Genomic DNA, 18,933 nt, shown 5'->3' on the forward strand with positions numbered 1-18,933 from the left:
GGACATCACAGGTCAGCGCGCGCCGAGCCATCTCTTCGCGCGGTGCGCGAGCGGCTGCAGCCCGGGCACCCGTCGCAGCGTCGCGCGCCCGAGCGGTGCTGCCGACTGCCAGACGCGCGTGCCCCACGTCGATGAATCGGCGGATGCGACGGTGCGGCCCTCGGCGCGCTGGGCGAAGAACACCAGCAGACCGAGCAGCTGCCTGGCATCGTCGAGCGTCGGCTGCGGTGAGAACCTCGGCGGAAGCGCACCGGTGACCACGTCGCGGTAGAGCTGTGCGAAGTCGTACTCACGCGACCGTGACGCAGCATCCGACGAGGCCAGCGACAGCTGCACATAGCGCTCCGGATCCTCGAACGTCTCCGCGAGTCGGGAGGCGAGCCCGCGCCTATCGCCCTGGGGCACGGCGACGACACCCTGGTTGTCCTGCACGAGCGTGAGCCAGGGGAGCTCGTACATGAAGACCGGGAGCCCCCGGGCCTGTGCTTCGGCGATCGTGAGCTGATACCCCTCGATGATGCTGGTCGAGACGAAGGCATCCGCGGAGTCGATGGCCGAGACCAGCGCAGCCCCTCGCAGAGGCCCGACGGCGACGACGGCATCTCCGACGCCGCGACGACGCGCGAGGGCGTTGAGCTTCTTCGCGGTGACGTCATCCCAGTCCGGGCCGACGATCCGCAGTGTGAAAGGCACGCCGAGGGCGCGCAGCTGCACTCCGACCTCGACGAGCTCCCGCACCTGCTTGGTCCGCTGCTCGAGTCGCCCCCACCACACCAGCTCGAGACGGTCGGACGGCGGCGTCTTCGCACCTGTGTGAGCCGCCGACTCGAGCATCAACGGCGAGGGCGGGTTCGGCAGGTACGCCACGTTCTCGATGCCGCGCAGGCGGAAGTAGGCGACGTCGAGCGGTGACAGCGTGATGAGCTGAGCGAGCGTCGGACTGCAGTGCTCGATCAGGGTGAGCCGATCGTTGCCGTCGTAGACCGGTCGAGCGACGAAGTTGTGCAGCCAGCCGATCGTCGCCGCGCCCTCGGCTCGTGCCACGAGCGCGAACTCGGGCCAGGTGTCGGTGTAGAGCAGTTGGTGGTCGATGACCACGTCGACCTCGTGGGCGCGACAGATCTCGGCCCACTGCGTGAGCTGGGCGGGCAGTTGACGTGAGGTCAGCTCGACGAACGGGATGCCGGCGGGAAGAACGGTCGCGTCGCTGCCGCCGTTGCGGGCGACGACGGTCACCCGGTAGCCCGCCTCATGCAGATAGCGCGCCTGCGAGGTGAGCACGGCCGACACGCCGCCGGTACGGAGGGTCGACGTGACGAGCAGGATGCTGCGTGCGGGCCGGTCAGGCAGCCCCTGCCACGTCGTGTGGAACCTGAGAGCCTTGAGAGTCGCCGGATAGAACCGCGCAGCGGCATGGATGATGTCCGGGCCGCTGACGACCGTGTGCAGATGTGCGAGAGCGCCGTCGAGCATGCCCTCGTCGCTGTGCTCGACCAGCTGGAAGCACACGTATCCGATGATCGAGAAGCGCACCGACGCGTAGGTGTCGCGGACGAGGGTCGGATCGGCATGTGCGGTTGCGAGTGCCTCGACAGCCGATCCGATCACGTCGACCGAGCGGATCGCCCCTGTGTAGAACCGCGCCCGTTCGAGGGTGTCGACCCGGTGCCCGCTGCCACCGCGACCGAAGTGATAGCGGTACAGCTTGTCGGGGACCGCCGCGTAGCTCTCGGCGAGTATGGCCACGAGGAAGAGAAGCGGCAGGTCGTTGATGCGCGGGAGCACGAGGTCGTCGGGGACGAGGGAGTACGCCTCGCGCAGCACGCTCGTGCGGAAGAGGAATCGCCAGAGCTGACCCTGAGCAGGCTTTCCCACCGGGAAGAGGGCGCGCAGCACGTCATCGCCGGCGTGCGGATGCTGCGGCGGCTGCAGGCGCACCTCGTACGGGCTGCCGGTGCGGCCGTCGCGCTCGATCACCGTGACACCGAACCCGACGATGTCCGCGTCCGTCTCCTCGGCCTTCGCGACCGCGACCGCGGCGGCATCCGGGGTCAGCTCGTCGTCGCCGTCGAGGAACATCACGCGATCGGCGCTCGCCGCGAGGATCCCCGTGCGGCGAGCCTGGAAGGCCGACAGGTTGCGTTCGTGGCGCACGACGCGCACTCGCGGGTCCCGTAGCCGGAATCGCTCGAGCACGCCGGCAGTGCCGTCGGTCGAGGCGTCATCGACGCAGATGATCTCGATGTCGACGAGGCTCTGCGCGAGGGCGCTCTCGAGAGCCGTCGCGACAGTCGCGTCGTCACCCGAGACCGGTATGACGATGGAGAGCAGAGGGCGCGGTGTCATCGCGCACGAGTCTATCCGCGGGCCGGGATAGCCTGAGGGCATGAAGATCGCCATCGCCGGGACCGGATACGTCGGCCTGTCCAACGCCGTCATCCTCGCCCAGCACCACGAGGTGTTCGCCGTCGACATCGACCCCGCGAAGGTCGAGATGCTCAGCCGCAGAGTCTCGCCCATCGCCGATGTCGAGCTCGAGGACTACCTCGCCACGCACGAGCTCGACCTCACGGCGACGGTCGATGCCGACTCCGCCTACCGGGATGCCGAGTTCGTCGTCGTCGCGACGCCGACGAACTACGACGAGGTCACCAACTACTTCGACACCTCGTCGGTCGAGAACGTCATCGACACCGTGCTCGCGGTGAATCCCGACGCCGCGATCGTGATCAAGTCGACCGTGCCGGTCGGGTTCACCGCGCGTATGAAGGCGGAGCATCCGCAGTCGAAGATCGTGTTCTCCCCGGAGTTCCTGCGAGAGGGGCGCGCGCTGCACGACAACCTCTATCCCTCGCGCATCGTCGTCGGAGACCGAGGCCCCGTCGGGGAGCGCTTCGCCGCCCTTCTGCTCGAGGGCGCGATCGCCACCGACGTGCCGGTGCTGCTCACCGAGTCGACCGAGGCCGAGGCGATCAAGCTCTTCGCCAACACCTACCTGGCGTTGCGAGTCGCGTACTTCAACGAGCTCGACACCTACGCGGTGGTGCACGGGCTCGACACGAAGCAGATCATCGAGGGTGTCGGACTCGACCCGCGCATCGGGTCGCACTACAACAACCCCTCCTTCGGCTACGGCGGATACTGCCTCCCGAAAGACACCAAGCAGCTGCTGGCGAACTACTCCGAGGTGCCGCAGAACCTCATCGCGGCGATCGTCGACGCCAACAGCACCCGCAAGGACTTCGTCGCCACCGACATCCTCGCCAGAAAGCCGCGCACCGTCGGCGTCTACCGCCTCGTCATGAAGTCGGGGTCGGACAACTTCCGCGCGTCATCGATCCAGGGGATCATGAAGCGCATCAAGGCGAAGGGCGTCGAGGTGGTCGTGTACGAGCCGTCACTCGACGAAGACGAGTTCTTCCACTCGGAGGTCGTGCGCGATCTCGACGAGTTCAAGTCCCGGGCCGATGTCATCATCGCCAACCGCTCGACCGATGCGCTCGACGACGTCGCCCATAAGATCTACACGCGCGACATCTACGGCCGCGACTGACCGACGCTCAGACGACGGATAGTCGCTGGGGTAGCATGTTCCGATATGCCGCCCTGGCTCTTGGACGTCTCGCGTCAGGGTAGAGAGAGGTAGAGGAATCCGAATGGGAGCGATCGCTGCGCCCGCGGTTGCCGGTCTGACCGAGGTGGGAACCCGCCCTCGGCTTGGCGGCTATCTGGCAGAGTCATGGCGACTTCGCGCGTTCGCAGTGCGGCTGGCAGGCAGTCGCCTGATTTCGGGTCTGTTGCCGAATCGCCTCGGTGTGCTCTGGATCGTCCTCAAACCGCTCTCGCTCGCGATCACGTACGGCGTGATCTTCCACTTCATCCTCTCGGGCGCCGCCCGGCCCGAGAACTTCGTCCAGTTCCTCATCGTCGGCGTCTTCGTCTTCGAGTTCTTCACAGGCTGCTTCGGCAACGGCTCGAAGGCGATCACCAGCAACAGCAAGCTCGTGCAGAGCTTCGGCTTCCCGCGCGTCCTGCTCCCGCTCTCGGTGATCGTCGAGCAGGCGATGCGGATGATTCCCGTCGTTCTGCTCCTCGGCATCCTTCTGCTCATCCTGGGCGAGCCGATCTCCTGGTCATGGTTGCTCATCGTCCCGGTCCTCGCGGTCATGGGCGTGTTCAACTTCGGGGTGGCTCTCATCGTCGCTCGGATCTCTGTGCGCACGAGAGATGTGCAGCAGCTGATCCCGATCGTGACCCGTGTGCTGTTCTACGCCAGCGGCATCTTCTTCGACGTCGACGGAGCGCTCGCCGACTATCCGACGCTACTGACCATCGTGCACCTCAACCCCATCTACGAGTTCATCGCCATCGCACGTGACGTGCTGCTCGATGGGTACACGGCTCCGTTGCTCGTATGGGTCGCTGCTCCGATCTGGGCACTGGTGGTGCTCGTCGGCGGCATCATCTACTTCTGGCAAGCCGAACCGAAGTATGGCCTCAGTGACTGATCTTCTTCTCCCCGGCCAGAAGCCGGCCATCGACGATCTCGCGCCCCGAGCGATGATCGTGGCAGACGATGTGCACATCAACTATCGCGTCTACGCATCGGGCAAGCGGATGACCACCCGCGAATCGATGTTCAGCCTGCGCTCGCTCAGAGGGGGACGAGACCTTCAGACCGTCCCCGCACTGCGAGGAGTGAGCTTCACGGCCTCTGAGGGCGAGTCGATCGGCGTCGTCGGACACAACGGCTCTGGCAAGTCGACGCTCTTCCGGGCGATGACCGGGCTGATTCCGCCTTCGGACGGGCGCATCTTCGCCCGAGAGCGTCCTGTGCTCCTCGGTGTGAACGCGGCTCTCGTACCCGAGCTCTCGGGTGAGAACAACATCCGCCTCGGGCTGTTGGCGATGGGCTTCACACCTGAGGAAGCTGCCGAGCACGTCGACGAGATCGCCGACTTCGCCGAGCTCAACGACTTCATCTACCACCCCATGCGCACGTACTCATCCGGCATGGCGGCACGGTTGCGATTCGCGATCGCATCGGCGAAAGCGCACTCGATCCTCCTCATCGACGAGGCCCTCGCGGTGGGAGACCGGCGATTCCGGACCAAGAGCGAGAAGCGCATCAACGAGCTGCGTGCCAGCGCCGGTCTCGTGATGATCGTCAGCCACTCCACGAGCTCGCTGAAGGAGACCTGCGAGCGGGTGCTGTGGGTGCACAAGGGCGAGCTCATCGCCGACGGCCCCACCGACGACGTCATCGCCGAGTACATCGACTGGACGAAGAACCCGGGGTCCAGCGCCGTGGGTGCGGCCTCCGCGCCCAGGCCCTCGACGAAGAACGCCCCCGTGGCCGTCGGTTTCGATGCCAGTGACGTTGATGACCCGCAGGGTGCTCGGTCGACGAGCGGCGCGCCCGCGGCGGCCGCGATCTCCTCCGATGCCGGAGAGCCGCGCGCTCTCGCCCGGCGCGACAGGCACCGTCGGGCCGAAAGGCGCACGAGGAAGCGCAGCGCCCTGCTGATGGTGCTCTCCGGGGTCGCCGTGCTGCTCGCGGTCGCCGCCGGTGCGATCATCGGCACGCTCAGCAGCGTCGCGGCACCGGCCGGAGCCGAACCGTCCACGCGACCGACGCCGCAGCAGTCCACTCCTGCGGCGGACCCCGTGATCAAGAGCTTCACCGCGAATACCGCGACAGTCGAATGCGCCTCCGAGGAGGCCGAAGACGCACAGGTGCTGCTGAGCTGGCAGATCGATGACGCGAAGAGTGTCGCGATCGCAGCGGCCGAGACGCAGGTCGACGCGCTCGAGCTCCCACTCGCTGCAGCCTTGCCGGCGAATCTGACCGACCGAGCCGTTCCCTTCTCCTGCGCGACCGAGGCCGTCGTCTACACGGTGACCGCCGAGAACGAGGATGGCGTGAGAGTCAGCGCCCCCGTAACGGTCACGCGCGTGCTCCCGGTCGAGACCGAAGAACCCGACTACGAGGCGCCCCGGCCCGACCCGCGGCCCTCGCAGCCGAGCGAACCCGAGCCGGTCGCCCCGCCCGCCCCTGAGGTGCCTGTCGAGCCCGAGCCGACCACGCCGCCCACGGAGCCGACGCCGGAGCCCACGACGCCGCCGATCACCGAGCCTCCCGTCTTCGATCCGGGAACCGGCACGACCATCCCGTGAGCGTGCGGGGCGGCCGCACCGCATCCGAGAACAGCTCCCCTCGGGGAAGCGAGGAGATGTACCTCATGCGCCGCCGGGAATCACGATCGTCCAAGGCGTCCCGAGCGACCCGAACCTTCGTGTCGCTGACGGGTCCCGCCGGCAACATCGGTGACGCGCTGATCCGCCGCGAGACCCTCGGGTGGTCGCTGGGCACGAGCGACGAGCTGGTCGCGTACACGGGGGATGCGCCCGATGTGTGGCTGAGGCAACTGGGCCTGCCTGCTGAGGCCATCGTGCTTCGGAACAAGAAGTCCGTGCCGCGCTGGCTCCGGCTGCTGGTTCTCGCCCCTCGTCGCCCCGTGCTGGTGTTCGAAGCCGGTGAGATCCCGCTCGACCGAGGCAACGGTCTGCGAGAGCTGGTCTTCCTCGTCGAGACCCTCATCGTCCGTCTCAAGGGAGGGATCGTCGTCCGTCCGCCGCGCGGTATCCGAGCGCCGTCGCAGCCCGCGCTCGCCATTCATCGCCTGGCAGCTCGTCTCTCGCAGGTGACGCTGTGGCGCGACGAGGCGACGCTGAGGACCGCGCGATGCGGTCGGCTCGCTCCGGACATCGGATTCTCCGCCGGCTCGCGCCTCGGAATCCCGTGGGGCGAGCGCCCCGAGCTTCTGGTGAGTCTGCGCGGCGCGCGTCCTCTGCCGGATGCAGACTGGCTCGCTACGGTGCGTGAGGCCGCTGAGCGCGCCGGCCTCTCCATCCGTACCGTCGTCCAGGTGCGGGAGGACGAGAGCCGAGCGCGAGAGCTCGCACAGCTGCTCGGTGGTGAGTTCGAGGCCTGGGGCGACACCGATCCGCTGGCTCAGGAGGAGCGCCTCCGGCAACGCTACGACGCGGCGCAGGTCGTCATCAGCGACCGCATGCATGTGCTTGTGCTCGCCGCTCTGAGCGGGGCGGTTCCGCTCGAACTGGTTCCCGGCCCCACGATGAAGATCACGAAAGCCTTCGCCGCCATCGGACTGCACGGCGTCTCCGTCGACTCGTCTGCGAGCGATCCGACTCGTATGCTCGCTGCGCTTCTCCCGACGCCGGAGCGCGCATCGGAGGTCTCCGAACGCGTGCGTCACGCGGCGGCGACTCTCGAGGGCATCCAGCACGAGATCCGTGACGCCCTGCGCAGGGCGCGAGCATGACCGATGCCACGGGGCGAGCCGGCGCCTCGCCCGCGCGCATCCTGTTCCTCTCGCACAGCCATCCGTTCGGCGCCTTCCGGGTCGGCAGTCACCACTACGCCCGTGTGCTCTCCCAGCGTGGAGCGGACGTCGTGCATCTGAGCACTCCGATCTCCCTCGTGCATCGGCTGACCGGACGAGTGGACAGACAGCAGCTGGCACGCGTGCCGCGTCGCGCTCGGCGAGATGACGACGGGGTCCTCCAGGTCGTCCCGCGCACGATCCTGCCGGCGCCTGTCGGAGCCCCCAGTGTGGCTCGGATGCTGCAGCGTGAGGGCATCTCCGCAGGATTCGACGCCGTGCTCATCGATCAGCCACTGCTCTGGGACCACTCCGTGCGATCGCTTTCGGAACGCGTGATCTATCGACCCACCGATCTGTACCCCGGTGGGCTGAAGAATGCGCTGCAGCGGCGCATACTCGCCGAGGCCGACGGTGTCGTCGCCACCTCTGACGAGGTCCTGCGAGGGCTCGGAGCGCTGCACGTCCCCTCGCTCGTGCTGGGCAACGGGGCTGAGGTCGCGCGCTTCGCACAGCCAGCTGCCGAGGCTCGTCCCCGTCCGGCGCGGTGCGTCTACGTCGGGGCGCTCGACGATCGCTTCGATTGGGAGCGCGTCGAGGCCTGGGCCCGAGCGCGACCAGAGGTCGAGTTCGTCATCGCCGGCCCCGACGGCCGACCGCCGCGGCCCGTGCCGTCGAACGTCGACGTCGTCGGCCCCGTCCCCTACGCCGACGTTCCGGCGTTGCTGCACACGGCGCGCGTCGGCCTCCTGCCGTTGTCCGACAGTCCCCTCAACGCCGGTCGAAGCCCGATGAAGCTCTACGAGTATCTCGCGGCAGGTCTCGCCGTCGTGGCGCGTGAGACGCCCGGCATCCGCGCCTCACCCGATCTCGGCATCGAGGTGTACACCGACGTCAGTGACGCGGACGCCGCGCTGGAGCGCGCCCTGGGGCACCCGTCACCGAATCGTGCCGGTGGACAGGCCGCGTCCTCCGCCTCGTGGGAGCACAAGACCGATTCGCTGGAGGAGTTTCTCCCGTCGGTCCGGCGACGCAGAGCGTAGTCAGTCGAGCAGTCTGGTGATCGTGTCCGAGATGATCGCCGCGGTGCGGTTCCAGTCATAGCCGTCGGGCGGAACGACCCGTCGCTCGGTGGCCACCGCCTCGGTCAGCGCGCTCGCCCACTCCTGCGCATCGTCACGGGAGGTCACCGCGTGACCGCGATCTTCGACGATCTCCGCGACCGATTCGCACCCGGCCCAGTACACGACGGGCGTTCCGCAGCGAATCGACTCCAATGCGGGAAGACCGAACCCTTCCAGGGTCGAGGGCATCACCGTCGCCGCGGCGCCCCGGTAGAGGTCCGCCAGCTTCTCGTCGTCGACGCCACTCACCCAGCGCACTCTCGTGTCGACGCGCCGGTACGCCGCCCTGGCGTCGAGGTCGGCGATCTCGCGCTCGGGCACGACGGCGACCAGGCGAACGTCGCGCGCCGAGACCAGGGCGTCGAGCACGACGTCGAGGTTCTTGTGGGCACGGCCGTTGCCGACGAACAGGACGTAGGGGTCGGACTGCTCCGACGTGCCTGCGCGCGGGTGGAACGCATCCGAGCATCCGTTGCCCGCGTTCACGATCTCGACGTCGTCGTCGTCCACCCATGAACGGAGCGCTCGAGCCGATGTCTCGGAGACCGTCAGCACGACGCCGGCTCTGCGCACGACGTTCCTGACCGGGCCGGAGTAGTAGGCGGCGAACTTCCACCCTCCGAGCCCCGGACTGCTCAATTGGATGAGATCGTGCAGGGTGAGCAGCTGCTTTCGAGCGCGCAGGAGCGCGCCATAGCCGGGCGAGTAGACGAGGGCGTCGGGAGCGGTGGCGGCACCCACCGAGCGGAACGCATCGACCGCGGAGAACGGGGTGCCAGCGAGGTGCAGGGGCTTCCAGGGCAGGCTCAGCCGGGGGAGGACCTCCGCGGCGTATCGGCCGATGCCGTGTGCGCCGCGGTATCGGTCATCCACGAGAACGGTCATGCGCTCCTCGCTTCCGACGAGTGTGCGCCATCGACCGACTCCGCCACCCACGCCCTGATGCGATCCGCGAACACCGCTTCGGAGAACTTCATCGCCTGCGCGCGGCACGCGTCGGGTGAGACACCGGCGGCCACCTCGACGGCTCGGCGCAGCTCGTCGCGCGTCCAGCTCTCGACGAAGGCGCCGGTGGTGCCTTCGACGATGGTCTCGGTCGTACCGCCCACGGGTGCGGCGATCACCGGTCGACCTGCCGCCATGGCCTCGACCGGGACGATGCCGAAATCCTCGACCGCAGGGAAGACGAGCGCGATGCAGCGCTGCAGCAGCGCGCGGTAGAGCTCCGCTCCGGGCGACCTCACGAAGAAGACCCGACCCGGCGCGCGCTCTTCGGCGAACGAGCGCAGACGATCCTCATCCGGTCCCGCACCCGCGAGCACGACCGGCATGTCGGCGGCGTTGCCGGCCTCGATCACGAGATCCAGTCGCTTGTAGGGGATGAACCGCGAGAAGCCGAGGAGGAAGGTCTCGGGCAACTGCGCGAGCGCGTCCTGATCCCGTTCGTCCGGTTGAGGTGCGCGGAGGAAGCCGGTCACATCGACGGGAGGGTGGATCACCGTGCTCTCGCGATGCCATGCCTCGGCGATGCGCTTCTGCACGAACACGCTGTTCGCGGCGATCGCGACGGGCTCCTGGGCCCTCCGGCGATCCAGCCCCTTCAGCAGCGTCGCAGCGGCCCTCGCGGCGAACGTGTTGCCGCGCACATCGAGCTCGGGGTTCCAGATGTAGCGCGCCGGGGTGTGGGCGTAGACGAGCTTCGGGGCGCCGCGCCCGGAGCCCCCGAATCTCGCATGGTGCGCGAAGAGATGCGAGCTCGTGAGGATCCAGTCCGCATCGACGCTCGGAAGAGTCCGCCAGGCGAGCGGCATCAGACCGACGGCTGCGGCCTTGCGTCCGCGCAGCGGTGTGCGGGCCAGCCATGTCTCGCCATCGACGACGAAGCGGCCTTCGCTTTCATTCCACAGGCAATAGCGCGCTGCGTCCGGGAAGACCCGGCTGAGTGCCTCGAAGACGTTCTCGGAGCCGCCTCTCGGAGCGAGCCATTCGTGCACCAGCACACCGCTCACAGCGCCGACCTCGCACCACAGGGCACGCGGGCGCGCAGTGTCGGCTGGGCCTCTGCAAGCATGCGTCGAGTCTAGGGAAGTTCTCGGCGGGCGGGCCCAGGGCGGCTGTCAGGTTCGTCCCGAGTACGACCCGATACATTGGAGACGAACACTCGGGGGAAAGGACATGATGGCTCTGCGCGCGACGAAGAAGACGATCATCATCGCGAGCGCGGTCACCGTGCTCCTTGTCGGAGGAGGTGCCGCTGCTGCGATGGTCATCTCCGGGCAGCAGGCGCAGCCTCGCGCCGATGCCTCTCCTGAGGCTTCTCCCGAGCCGGTCGTGACCGAGTCGCCGGCCGTGGTTCCGGTGACGAATGTGGCACGCGCATCGGTCGACGGATGGACACTCGCAGACCGCCGAGTGGTCGGCACGGTTCTGCCCGAAGTTGGCGACGCCGCGCAGGGCGCTGTGTCTCTGCGAGTGGATGCCCCGGCTGATGATGCGGACATCGTCGCCGCGACCGCTCCCGTCGCACTCGCGCCGGACACGGAATACACGCTCACCGCTTCGGTGCGGGTGCTCGCAGAGGAGAAGACCGAGACCGGTGTTCGCCTGACCGCGGGAGGCCAGACCTTCACGCTTCCCGAGCTGGATGCGGAATGGGAGACGATCGAGTTCCCGTTCACCTCGACGGCCGATCAGCCCGCCGCATCGACGTTGGACGTCGTGCTCTCCGGTGCCGTGCGCGGGTTCGGGATCGACGACGTGTCAATCACCGCGGCCGGCACCGACAACCTCGTGCCCAACGGCTCCTTCGAAGCCGTGCAGACTCCGGCGGGCATCGTCAACGACTCACTCGTCATGACGGATGAATCCGCGGTGCTCGCCGTCTCTCTCGCTGAGGGGCCCGTGCAGTGGAGCGCCACATCGACGGCCGGCGGTGAGCCGATCACCGGCGAGTTCGAGTCCGCAGGCCCTCTCTCGGCCCTGCCGTTGACCGGCGTGACTCAGGGGCACTACACCGTCGCCGTCAACGACTCCTCCGGGCGGCAGATCCAGACGGACGTCGCAGTGATCGACACCGACGGCTTCTCCGTGAGCCAGGACGGGCGCTTCGGCGTGGGAGCGCACGTCGAGAAGGAGGCCTTCATCGGCACCGGATCTCTGGCGGCCGCGATCGGCTTCGCCGAGGTGCGCAACGACATCTCGTGGGAGCGGAACGAGAAGGTCGCCGGCCAGTACGTGTGGGACGAGAACTATGTGCGCGAGTTCGAGCGCATGCACGCGAACGACGTGAAGCTGCTGGGCCTCGTCGTGTACGGCAACAGGCTCTACGGTGCCAGGAAGGCGCCGGGCAACGAGGCGGCGATCCAGGCATACGGCGCCTATGCGAAGGCCGTCGCCGACCGGTTCGATCTCGTCGGTCTCGAAGTCCTGAACGAGTTCAACCATCGCGAGAACGACACGGCCTGCGGGCCGGCGCCCGCCTGCTACGTGCCGATCGCGCAGGCCGTCCGCGACCACGTCAGCACGGCGTATCCGGACCTCCCCATCGTCACGGGCTCCACCGCCCTCTACGACAGCGAGTGGTTCACCGGGTTCTGGCAGGCCGGCGGCATGGCCGTGACCGACGCGGCGAGCTACCACCCCTACGAGTCGTGGATCAATCGCGACGCCGATCTGATCGCCGGCACGGTGCAGCAGTCCTACGCCGACATGCAGGAGTTCGCGGGGGAGACGCGGCCTGTGTGGGTCACCGAGATGGGATTCCCCACGCATTACGACGGGGTCTCCGTGCTCGAGCAGGGGCAGATGATGGTGCGCAACCAGGCCCTTGCCTTTGCAAACGGCGTGGAGAAGTACTTCTGGTACGACCTCGTCAACGACGCTGCCGACCCCGCCGCGGGGGAGTCGAACTTCGGCCTTTACGAGAACTCGCCGCGCCCGGACGTCGTCGCTCTGGCTCCGAAGCCCGGGGCCTTCGCTCAGGCTCTGATGATCACACAGCTCCGCGACAAGGCCTTCGCCTCGGATGAATCCGACGACACGACCACGGTGGAGGTGTTCGGGACGGAAGGCGACGAGACGCGAATCGCGTGGGCGAAGCAGGGCGAGGTGCAGCGCACCTTCGCGTCCGACGTCCCCGTGACGGTCACCGACATGTCCGGGCAGACGCAGTCGATCGTCCCCGAGGGCGGCGAGGTCACTCTGACCCTCGGCGCGTCTCCGATCTTCATCTCATCGGAAGCGGAGTGAGCGCCGCGAAGACGGTCTCAGGTGTCGCCAGTACAATTCACCAGATCACTCCAGCACGAAAGGCAAGTCGACCATGAGCGCAGGTAGTCAGGATGCGCAGAGCATCGACGAGCAGAAGTCGGGCCGTCAGCGTCGACGACGTCGTGTCTGGGTGATTCTCGCTCTCGCCGTCATAGCGTTCCTCCTCGCGGTGTGCTGGGTCGGGCTCCGCGCCATCACCGTGAAGGACGGGCTGATCCAGAGCCAAGAGCTCATCGGTCAGATCCAGGACGGTGGCGCCGAGGTCGACGAGGTCCTCCCCGAGCTGTCCGAGAGCGCTGCGAGCGCCGGTGCCGCGGCATCCGATCCGGTGTGGTGGGTCATGGAGTGGGTCCCCGTTGTGGGCGACAACCTCAAGGGGGTGCGCCTCGCGGCACAGTCGCTCGACGCGCTCGTCAACGGTGTCGCACTGCCCGTGATGGGCGATGAGGATTCGACGGGATCGATCACGGAGCGGCTGCTCGAGGCCACCGACGATCAGGCGACGCACATCACCGAGCTCGCGGACGGGCTGGAGTCCGTCTCGCAGTCTCCCTTCCTCGTGTCGGTCGTGCGCGAGGGCGTCGACCAGGTCGACGAGGTGATGTCGGCGGCCGCCCCCATGATCGGAGTGCTCCCGACGCTGCTCGGAGGCGAAGGCGCGCGCAACTATCTGCTCGTCTTTCAGAACAACGCCGAGACACTCGCCCTCGGAGGCAGTGCTGCCGCGCAGACCCTCGTGCGGGTCGAGAACGGCACGATCTCGATCGGCGCGCAGGGCGACAGCGGCAACTACCAGAACGGCGTCGCGGTCGACGTCGACGTCCCCCCGAGCGCCATCGAGCTGTACACGAGCTACCTCGTCGACCACATCAACACGAGCATGAGTCGCCCCGACTTCCCCACCGCGGCGAAGATCATGCGCGCCTGGTGGCAGCGAGACATCGCTGACGACGAGATCGCCGGCGTGGTCTCGATCGATCCGATGGCGCTGTCGCGCATCCTCAAGGCCACAGGTCCGATCGAGCTGGCCTCGGGCGAAGTCCTCTCCGAAGAGAACGCGGTCTCGCTGCTGTTGAGCGAGGTCTACGGACGCTGGGATTCCTACAAGGAACCCGAACTCGTCGATGGATTCTTCGCCGACACCGCCGCGGCAGTGTTCGACCAGATCGCGTCCGGGGACTTCGATCTGAAGGACATGATGTGGGCGATCACGGAGAGCGCGTCGCAGGGCAGCGTGCTCGCCTGGAGTGATGACGCTCAGGTCGCCGCCGCGATCGAAGGCGAAAGGATCAGCGGCGTTCTTCCGACGGACAACTCCGATGCGACGACTGTCGGCATCTATTTCAACAACAGCAACGGCTCGAAGATCGACTACTTCACGGAGACCGCGACGACGGCCACGGCGATCTGCGAGGCGGGCAACACGACGTTCACAGCCACGGGTTCGCTCACGCTACCGCTGACCCAACGTCAGGCCGAGGCGCTGCCCCGTTATGTGCAGAGCATGACCTTCGGCGCCCGGTTCCGTGACTGGATCTTCATCTACGGTCCTCCGGGAACGACGCTGAGCGACGCCACCTTCAACGGCGACGAGGTGTCGGTCATGCACCGCGACATCGATGACCTCGGCCGACCGGTCGTCGCGTTCGAGGCGTGGTTCGACCCAGGGGACTCGATCGACGTGACGGCGACGTTCGTCGGATCAGACGGCGATTACGGACCGCTCGCGGTGCAGACGAACCCGATGGTGCGGGGAGAGAAGCCCGTCGTCACCGACGACTGCGCCGGCTGAGGTCTATCCCCGGCTCGGCGGCAGCCCGATATACTTGCACGCGTTCTGACGTCAGCGCGGTCAAGGGGGGTGAGTGTCGTCGTCGTTCAACTCGAGCACGGTGGCTCCAGCGCCGCGCGTGAGCCGAGGAACACCGCCCCGGTGCAGATGAAGAAAGCCCGGCGAGTCGCATGGACTCGGCTCTACGCGAGTCGTCTCTTCTACAACGACGTCGTCGTCGTCCTTCTCGCACTCATCATCGCGGCGATTATCGTGCTTCCGGGGCTGCTGACCGGTGTCTCCTGGCCCGGCGGGCCCCGAGTGTCGTATCTCCTGGTGCTCGCGCTGATCGGCATCCTGTGGTTGATAGCTCTCGACGTGACGGATTCCCGCGACCGTCACACGGTGGGGCACGGGGCGGATGAGTACCGCAGAATCGTCAACGCGTCGGTCGCCGTGTTCGCGGTCACCGTCGCCATCGCGTTCTTCCTCGGCATGGAGCTTTCGCGCGCGCTCGTCGCAGTCGTCTTCCCCCTCGGACTCGTGCTGCTCCTCCTGTCGCGGTGGATGTGCAGGCAGTGGCTGCGTGGGCGGCAGAAGACGGGGCGGTATCTGCACAGGGCGGTGGTGATCGGCGAGCCGTCGAAGGTCGCCCTCGTGGGGCGCGAGATCCGGCGTGCCAAGAGCAGCGGGTATGAGATCCTCGGAGTGATCACCGAGACCACCTCCGCTGCGGACATCTCGGGCTTCGAGGTGCTCGGCGACATCGCGAACGTCGAGAGAGTGCTCGACGAGGTGCGCTTCGATGCGCTGATCATCGTCGGGTCCGATGATCTCGACCCACTGACGATGCGCCGCCTGGGGTATTCGGTGTCCGACCGCGACATCCAGCTCATCATGGCCCCGGTGCTCACGGACATCGCCGGACCTCGCATGCATGCGACGCCCGTCGCCGGTCTGCCTCTCGTGCACGTCGACTTCCCGCGGATGGAAGGTGCCAAGCGCTTCCTCAAGCGGGCCTTCGACATCGTCGGCTCCTCGCTGCTGCTCGTCCTCATGTCGCCGGTCTTCCTGATCGCCGCCATCGCGATCCGTATCGACGGACCCGGGGGCATCTTCTTCCGTCAGGAACGGATCGGCCGCGGAGGGCGCACCTTCGGCATGCTGAAGTTCCGATCGATGGTGGCGGATGCCGACGACCAGCTGGCGACCCTCCTCGATCTGCAGGGGGATGCAGGAACGCCGCTGTTCAAGATCAACGACGATCCGCGCATCACCAGAGTCGGACGCTTCTTCCGCAGGCACTCCATCGACGAGCTGCCTCAGCTGGTCAACGTTTTCCTCGGGCACATGAGCCTGGTGGGTCCACGGCCTCAGCGCGCCACGGAAGTCGCGCTGTACGACGACTTCGCGCATCGCCGCCTGCTGGTGAAGCCCGGCATGAGCGGGTTGTGGCAGGTGAGTGGACGCTCTTCGCTGTCGTGGGAGGAGACCATCCGCCTCGACCTGTACTACGTCGAGAACTGGTCGCTCATGCAGGACCTCATCATTCTGTTCCGCACCGTCCGCACGGTCGTTGCCCCCGGTGCCACGGCGCACTGAGCGATCGTCGCGAAGATTCCCCGCGACTGTCCGCGTCGCATCCACGGCTGACGCCAGGCGCTGGGTACATTCAAAATCATGAGATCCCCCCTTGCTCGGTGTGTCGCCGCGAGTGCTCTGGTCGTCTTCCTCGTCGGTGGTGCCTCGGGTTGCGCTGCGCTGCCGAGCGCGTCGAGCCCGGTGCCGACCTCGACGGCCTCGACTCCCGATCCCAGCCCGTCGGCCGCAGACCCCACTCCCGACCCCTCGGTCAGCCCGGAGCCCACGGCGACTCCGTCCGACGGCTTCGGTGGTTTCGAGAGTGGAGAGCTGGCGCAGATCTGCATCGACGCGACGCTCTCGGCATTCCCCGCCGACGTCGCCTTCACCATCGAAGACACCCGCATCGAGAAGCGGTCGGTCGCTCCAGAATGGCTCGTGCTGGTTCCGGCGCAGGCCTCCGGGCTCGAGGCGCAGGCCCAGTGCACGATCGGAGGCTCGCCCTCCGCGCCTGAGCTCGGCATGTCGTCGGCATCACTCGAGCCACTCCCGGAGGAGCAGATCGAGAACCTGATCCGCGGCGAGAACGAAGGCGGCGACCGCTAGTGTGCGACGCGGGGGACGCTGAGCCCTCGGCCAGCCGCTCACCACAGCCGCTCCTCTCTCGGCGCGCGATGCTGATCGCCGCCGGCGGGGTCGTCGGGGCTTCCGCCGTGGGGTGGGACCTGTTCTCGCCGGGTCTCAGCGCGACCGCGGCGGGGACCTACCTTCGGCCGTGTGGAGACGTCCGCATCTCAAGCTCCTGGCAAGGGCACAAGAACCGGAATCCGCCCTCGGGCGAGCCGGGCACCGATTATGCGGTGATCACCGGCACGCAGATCCGGGCGGCCGCGAACGGAGTGATCGTCGATCGGAAGGATTCGACGACGACCGCGACCGGACGCTACCTCGCGCTTCGGGCCGACGACGGCAACTACATCCGTTATCTGCACCTGCAGTCGAGCACGGTTCCCCTGGGTGCACGTGTCGCTCGCGGACAGGTGATCGCCTACTCGGGCGCGTCCGGTTTCGGCAGCGATGCCGGTTACGGCCCCCATGTCCACGTCTCCCTCTGGATCGGTGGCACGCCGCTCCAGCTGGGATTCACCAACTCGGTCGACTTCGAGAACTACGTCGAAACCGGTCCCTACCAGCCCCCAGCGGAGGATCCTGTGCCCACCCATAAGTCATCGACACTGTCGTGGAACGCTGTCTTGCCGGAGGGGGCGTGGGCTCGCATACCGGTTGCCCCCGGTGCCTTCTGGCTGGCTGAGAGCAGCGCGACCATCAAGGAGACGGGCGAGCTCTCGCTCTATCTCACGGCGACCGGGGTCACCAAGGGATTCCAGGTCCGCGTCGTGGCACAGACCCTCAATGGCAGCGGAGGGGTTGTGAGCACATCCCCGCAACCGATGCTCGAGGTCCCGGCGACGAAGGCAACCGCAGCGAACTCTCCGACATACGGCCTTTACACGCTGCCGTACTTCCTGTCGGGTCCGCTGCGCCTGTATGCCGATATCCGTGCTCTCAATCCGGGTATCAGGGTGCAGCAGGTCGTGTTCAAGAAGAACTACTGGCAGTCGTAGCCGCACATCCTCCGCTCGAGTGTCGGTGTCGCAGCCGCGGGGGTCGTGTTCGGAGGACGTTCCCGTCCGCACGTCTTCCGCCGACCACCGGTTGCGTGCAGAATGAACGTGCGTCGGGGATCCGCCGCATCAGAACGGATACAAGGGGGCCCGCATGGGTATCGATGAGACTGTCAACAAGGGCAAGGATCTGTACGAGCAGAACAAGGACAAGATCGCCGAGGCAGTGAAGAGCGAGCAGGCGGAAGACATCAGCGACAAGGTGCTCGACGGCGTCGCCGACTTCGCCAAGAAGATCGCACCGGGTGCCGCTGACAAAATCGACGAGATCCGCGACAGCGCCGACAAGGCCGTCGGCAACGAGTGAGACCACGCGTCTGAGACGCAGAGCGGCGACTCCCCCCACCGGGGAGTCGCCGCTCCTCTGCGTGCGGCACCAAGTATTCGGCCCGCCGGTATCGCGTTTCACGACCGGGTTCCCTTAGAATGGATGACGATCGCCTGGGGAACTTGCGATCAGGGATGTCGAAGGGGTTCGACTTCCCGAATTCACGCGGTTCGCCGCGTCAAACTGGGGATAACGATTTTGGGGATCATCGTGCGACGCGCGCACTCTGTGCGCTCAGACGTCTTCCCGCCCGCGCGGCGGTCTTTTCGCCGCGCCCTCGGTCGAGGAACCCGGCGTCCCTTCACGCCGGAGTCCTCGCGTTCGGTGTGCCCCCTCGCACTGAACGCCCTCCCCAAGCGGGGCGAGGCATGGGGATGCCTCGCCCCGCTCTCCTCAGCGCGCTGAGGGGTCGTCGGCGGCGTCGATCAGAGGCGCCGATCCGACGGCTGGGGTGCGCACTCAGGGGATGCTCAGCGACTGCGACACGCCCGGGTTTGCGCAAGTGAAATCGGCCGTGGCAGAATAGACAGGTTCGACATTCCGGCGCGCTCAGCGTCAGCCGGATCACCATCACGACAGTGCATAGGCGGCGCAGACGCGCAGGGACCTAGGCCGCGGGTGGCAGAACGATCCCGACATCTTCATCACGAGGGCTTCGCCGTGCGCGGCGGAGGTCGGACATCCGCTCGCCGAGGCGTGCGGGATGACAGCAGAACAGTGGTGCAGCAGATCGACTCGCGAGAGCCGTTCGAGTGCCGAGGCGCGAACA

Annotated in this window: 14 protein-coding genes; 11 read left to right on the plus strand and 3 right to left on the minus strand. The window is 67.2% G+C overall.

Annotated features, from left to right (window positions below; genetic code table 11):
* Positions 1–12 precede the first annotated feature (12 nt).
* Complete coding sequence (locus ACIPV5_RS15355) at positions 13–2,346, minus strand: glycosyltransferase (RefSeq protein ID WP_400341748.1); 2,334 nt, start codon at positions 2,344–2,346, stop codon at positions 13–15.
* Positions 2,347–2,386: 40 nt separating this feature from the next.
* On the opposite strand from ACIPV5_RS15355, the gene ACIPV5_RS15360 reads away from it, so the two are divergent.
* The 5 genes from ACIPV5_RS15360 (at position 2,387) to ACIPV5_RS15380 (ending at position 8,449) form a co-directional block, all read left to right on the plus strand.
* Positions 2,387–3,553 (plus strand): nucleotide sugar dehydrogenase, encoded by a 1,167-nt coding sequence (locus tag ACIPV5_RS15360; RefSeq protein ID WP_400341750.1) that lies wholly within the window; start codon positions 2,387–2,389, stop codon positions 3,551–3,553.
* A 103-nt stretch (positions 3,554–3,656) separates the two neighbouring features.
* Positions 3,657–4,508: an ABC transporter permease gene (locus ACIPV5_RS15365; protein ID WP_053097495.1), complete on the plus strand. Its 852-nt coding sequence runs from the start codon at positions 3,657–3,659 to the stop codon at positions 4,506–4,508.
* The gene (locus ACIPV5_RS15370) at positions 4,501–6,177 is read left to right on the plus strand and encodes an ABC transporter ATP-binding protein (protein ID WP_400341752.1); all 1,677 of its coding nucleotides are present in this window, start codon (positions 4,501–4,503) and stop codon (positions 6,175–6,177) included. The genes ACIPV5_RS15365 and ACIPV5_RS15370 overlap by 8 nt, the downstream gene beginning before the upstream one ends.
* Positions 6,174–7,346, plus strand: coding sequence for a hypothetical protein (locus ACIPV5_RS15375; RefSeq protein ID WP_400341754.1), 1,173 nt, complete (start codon positions 6,174–6,176; stop codon positions 7,344–7,346). Before ACIPV5_RS15370 ends, ACIPV5_RS15375 begins: the two co-directional genes overlap by 4 nt.
* On the plus strand, positions 7,343–8,449 hold the full coding sequence (locus ACIPV5_RS15380) for a glycosyltransferase (protein WP_372983969.1): 1,107 nt from the start codon (positions 7,343–7,345) through the stop codon (positions 8,447–8,449). The genes ACIPV5_RS15375 and ACIPV5_RS15380 overlap by 4 nt, the downstream gene beginning before the upstream one ends.
* On the opposite strand, the gene ACIPV5_RS15385 is transcribed toward ACIPV5_RS15380, so the two are convergent.
* Positions 8,450–9,415, minus strand: coding sequence for a glycosyltransferase family 4 protein (locus tag ACIPV5_RS15385; protein ID WP_400341756.1), 966 nt, complete (start codon positions 9,413–9,415; stop codon positions 8,450–8,452).
* A complete protein-coding gene (locus ACIPV5_RS15390) occupies positions 9,412–10,539 on the minus strand; it encodes a glycosyltransferase (RefSeq protein WP_400341758.1) in 1,128 nt (375 codons plus the stop codon). Before ACIPV5_RS15390 ends, ACIPV5_RS15385 begins: the two co-directional genes overlap by 4 nt.
* A 166-nt stretch (positions 10,540–10,705) precedes the next feature.
* On the opposite strand from ACIPV5_RS15390, the gene ACIPV5_RS15395 reads away from it, so the two are divergent.
* The 6 genes from ACIPV5_RS15395 to ACIPV5_RS15420 all read left to right on the plus strand — a co-directional run bounded on the left by ACIPV5_RS15395 (position 10,706) and on the right by ACIPV5_RS15420 (position 18,143).
* Complete coding sequence (locus ACIPV5_RS15395; RefSeq protein ID WP_400341760.1) at positions 10,706–12,778, plus strand: hypothetical protein; 2,073 nt, start codon at positions 10,706–10,708, stop codon at positions 12,776–12,778.
* 73 nt (positions 12,779–12,851) lie between these two features.
* Positions 12,852–14,591, plus strand: a complete 1,740-nt coding sequence (locus ACIPV5_RS15400) for a DUF4012 domain-containing protein (RefSeq protein ID WP_400341762.1) — start codon at positions 12,852–12,854, stop codon at positions 14,589–14,591.
* A 147-nt stretch (positions 14,592–14,738) separates the two neighbouring features.
* Complete coding sequence (locus ACIPV5_RS15405) at positions 14,739–16,172, plus strand: sugar transferase (RefSeq protein WP_150115189.1); 1,434 nt, start codon at positions 14,739–14,741, stop codon at positions 16,170–16,172.
* Positions 16,173–16,250: 78 nt separating this feature from the next.
* Complete coding sequence (locus tag ACIPV5_RS15410) at positions 16,251–16,757, plus strand: hypothetical protein (RefSeq protein ID WP_400341764.1); 507 nt, start codon at positions 16,251–16,253, stop codon at positions 16,755–16,757.
* A gap of 68 nt (positions 16,758–16,825) precedes the next feature.
* Positions 16,826–17,776, plus strand: coding sequence for a M23 family metallopeptidase (locus ACIPV5_RS15415; RefSeq protein ID WP_400341766.1), 951 nt, complete (start codon positions 16,826–16,828; stop codon positions 17,774–17,776).
* 154 nt (positions 17,777–17,930) lie between these two features.
* Positions 17,931–18,143, plus strand: a complete 213-nt coding sequence (locus ACIPV5_RS15420) for a hypothetical protein (RefSeq protein WP_053099214.1) — start codon at positions 17,931–17,933, stop codon at positions 18,141–18,143.
* The last annotated feature ends 790 nt before the right edge of the window (positions 18,144–18,933 follow it).

The sequence above is a fragment of the Microbacterium sp. NPDC090014 genome, assembly GCF_044748285.1.
Lineage (GTDB): Bacteria > Actinomycetota > Actinomycetes > Actinomycetales > Microbacteriaceae > Microbacterium.

Coding starts and splice junctions, on each gene's coding strand:
- ACIPV5_RS15385 (WP_400341756.1), bottom strand. CDS start 9,415: ATGACCGTTCTCGTGGATGACCGATACCGCGGCGCACACGGCATCGGC.
- ACIPV5_RS15415 (WP_400341766.1), top strand. CDS start 16,826: ATGCTGATCGCCGCCGGCGGGGTCGTCGGGGCTTCCGCCGTGGGGTGG.
- ACIPV5_RS15365 (WP_053097495.1), top strand. CDS start 3,657: ATGGGAGCGATCGCTGCGCCCGCGGTTGCCGGTCTGACCGAGGTGGGA.
- ACIPV5_RS15380 (WP_372983969.1), top strand. CDS start 7,343: ATGACCGATGCCACGGGGCGAGCCGGCGCCTCGCCCGCGCGCATCCTG.
- ACIPV5_RS15355 (WP_400341748.1), bottom strand. CDS start 2,346: ATGACACCGCGCCCTCTGCTCTCCATCGTCATACCGGTCTCGGGTGAC.
- ACIPV5_RS15395 (WP_400341760.1), top strand. CDS start 10,706: ATGATGGCTCTGCGCGCGACGAAGAAGACGATCATCATCGCGAGCGCG.
- ACIPV5_RS15420 (WP_053099214.1), top strand. CDS start 17,931: ATGGGTATCGATGAGACTGTCAACAAGGGCAAGGATCTGTACGAGCAG.
- ACIPV5_RS15400 (WP_400341762.1), top strand. CDS start 12,852: ATGAGCGCAGGTAGTCAGGATGCGCAGAGCATCGACGAGCAGAAGTCG.
- ACIPV5_RS15405 (WP_150115189.1), top strand. CDS start 14,739: ATGAAGAAAGCCCGGCGAGTCGCATGGACTCGGCTCTACGCGAGTCGT.
- ACIPV5_RS15410 (WP_400341764.1), top strand. CDS start 16,251: ATGAGATCCCCCCTTGCTCGGTGTGTCGCCGCGAGTGCTCTGGTCGTC.
- ACIPV5_RS15360 (WP_400341750.1), top strand. CDS start 2,387: ATGAAGATCGCCATCGCCGGGACCGGATACGTCGGCCTGTCCAACGCC.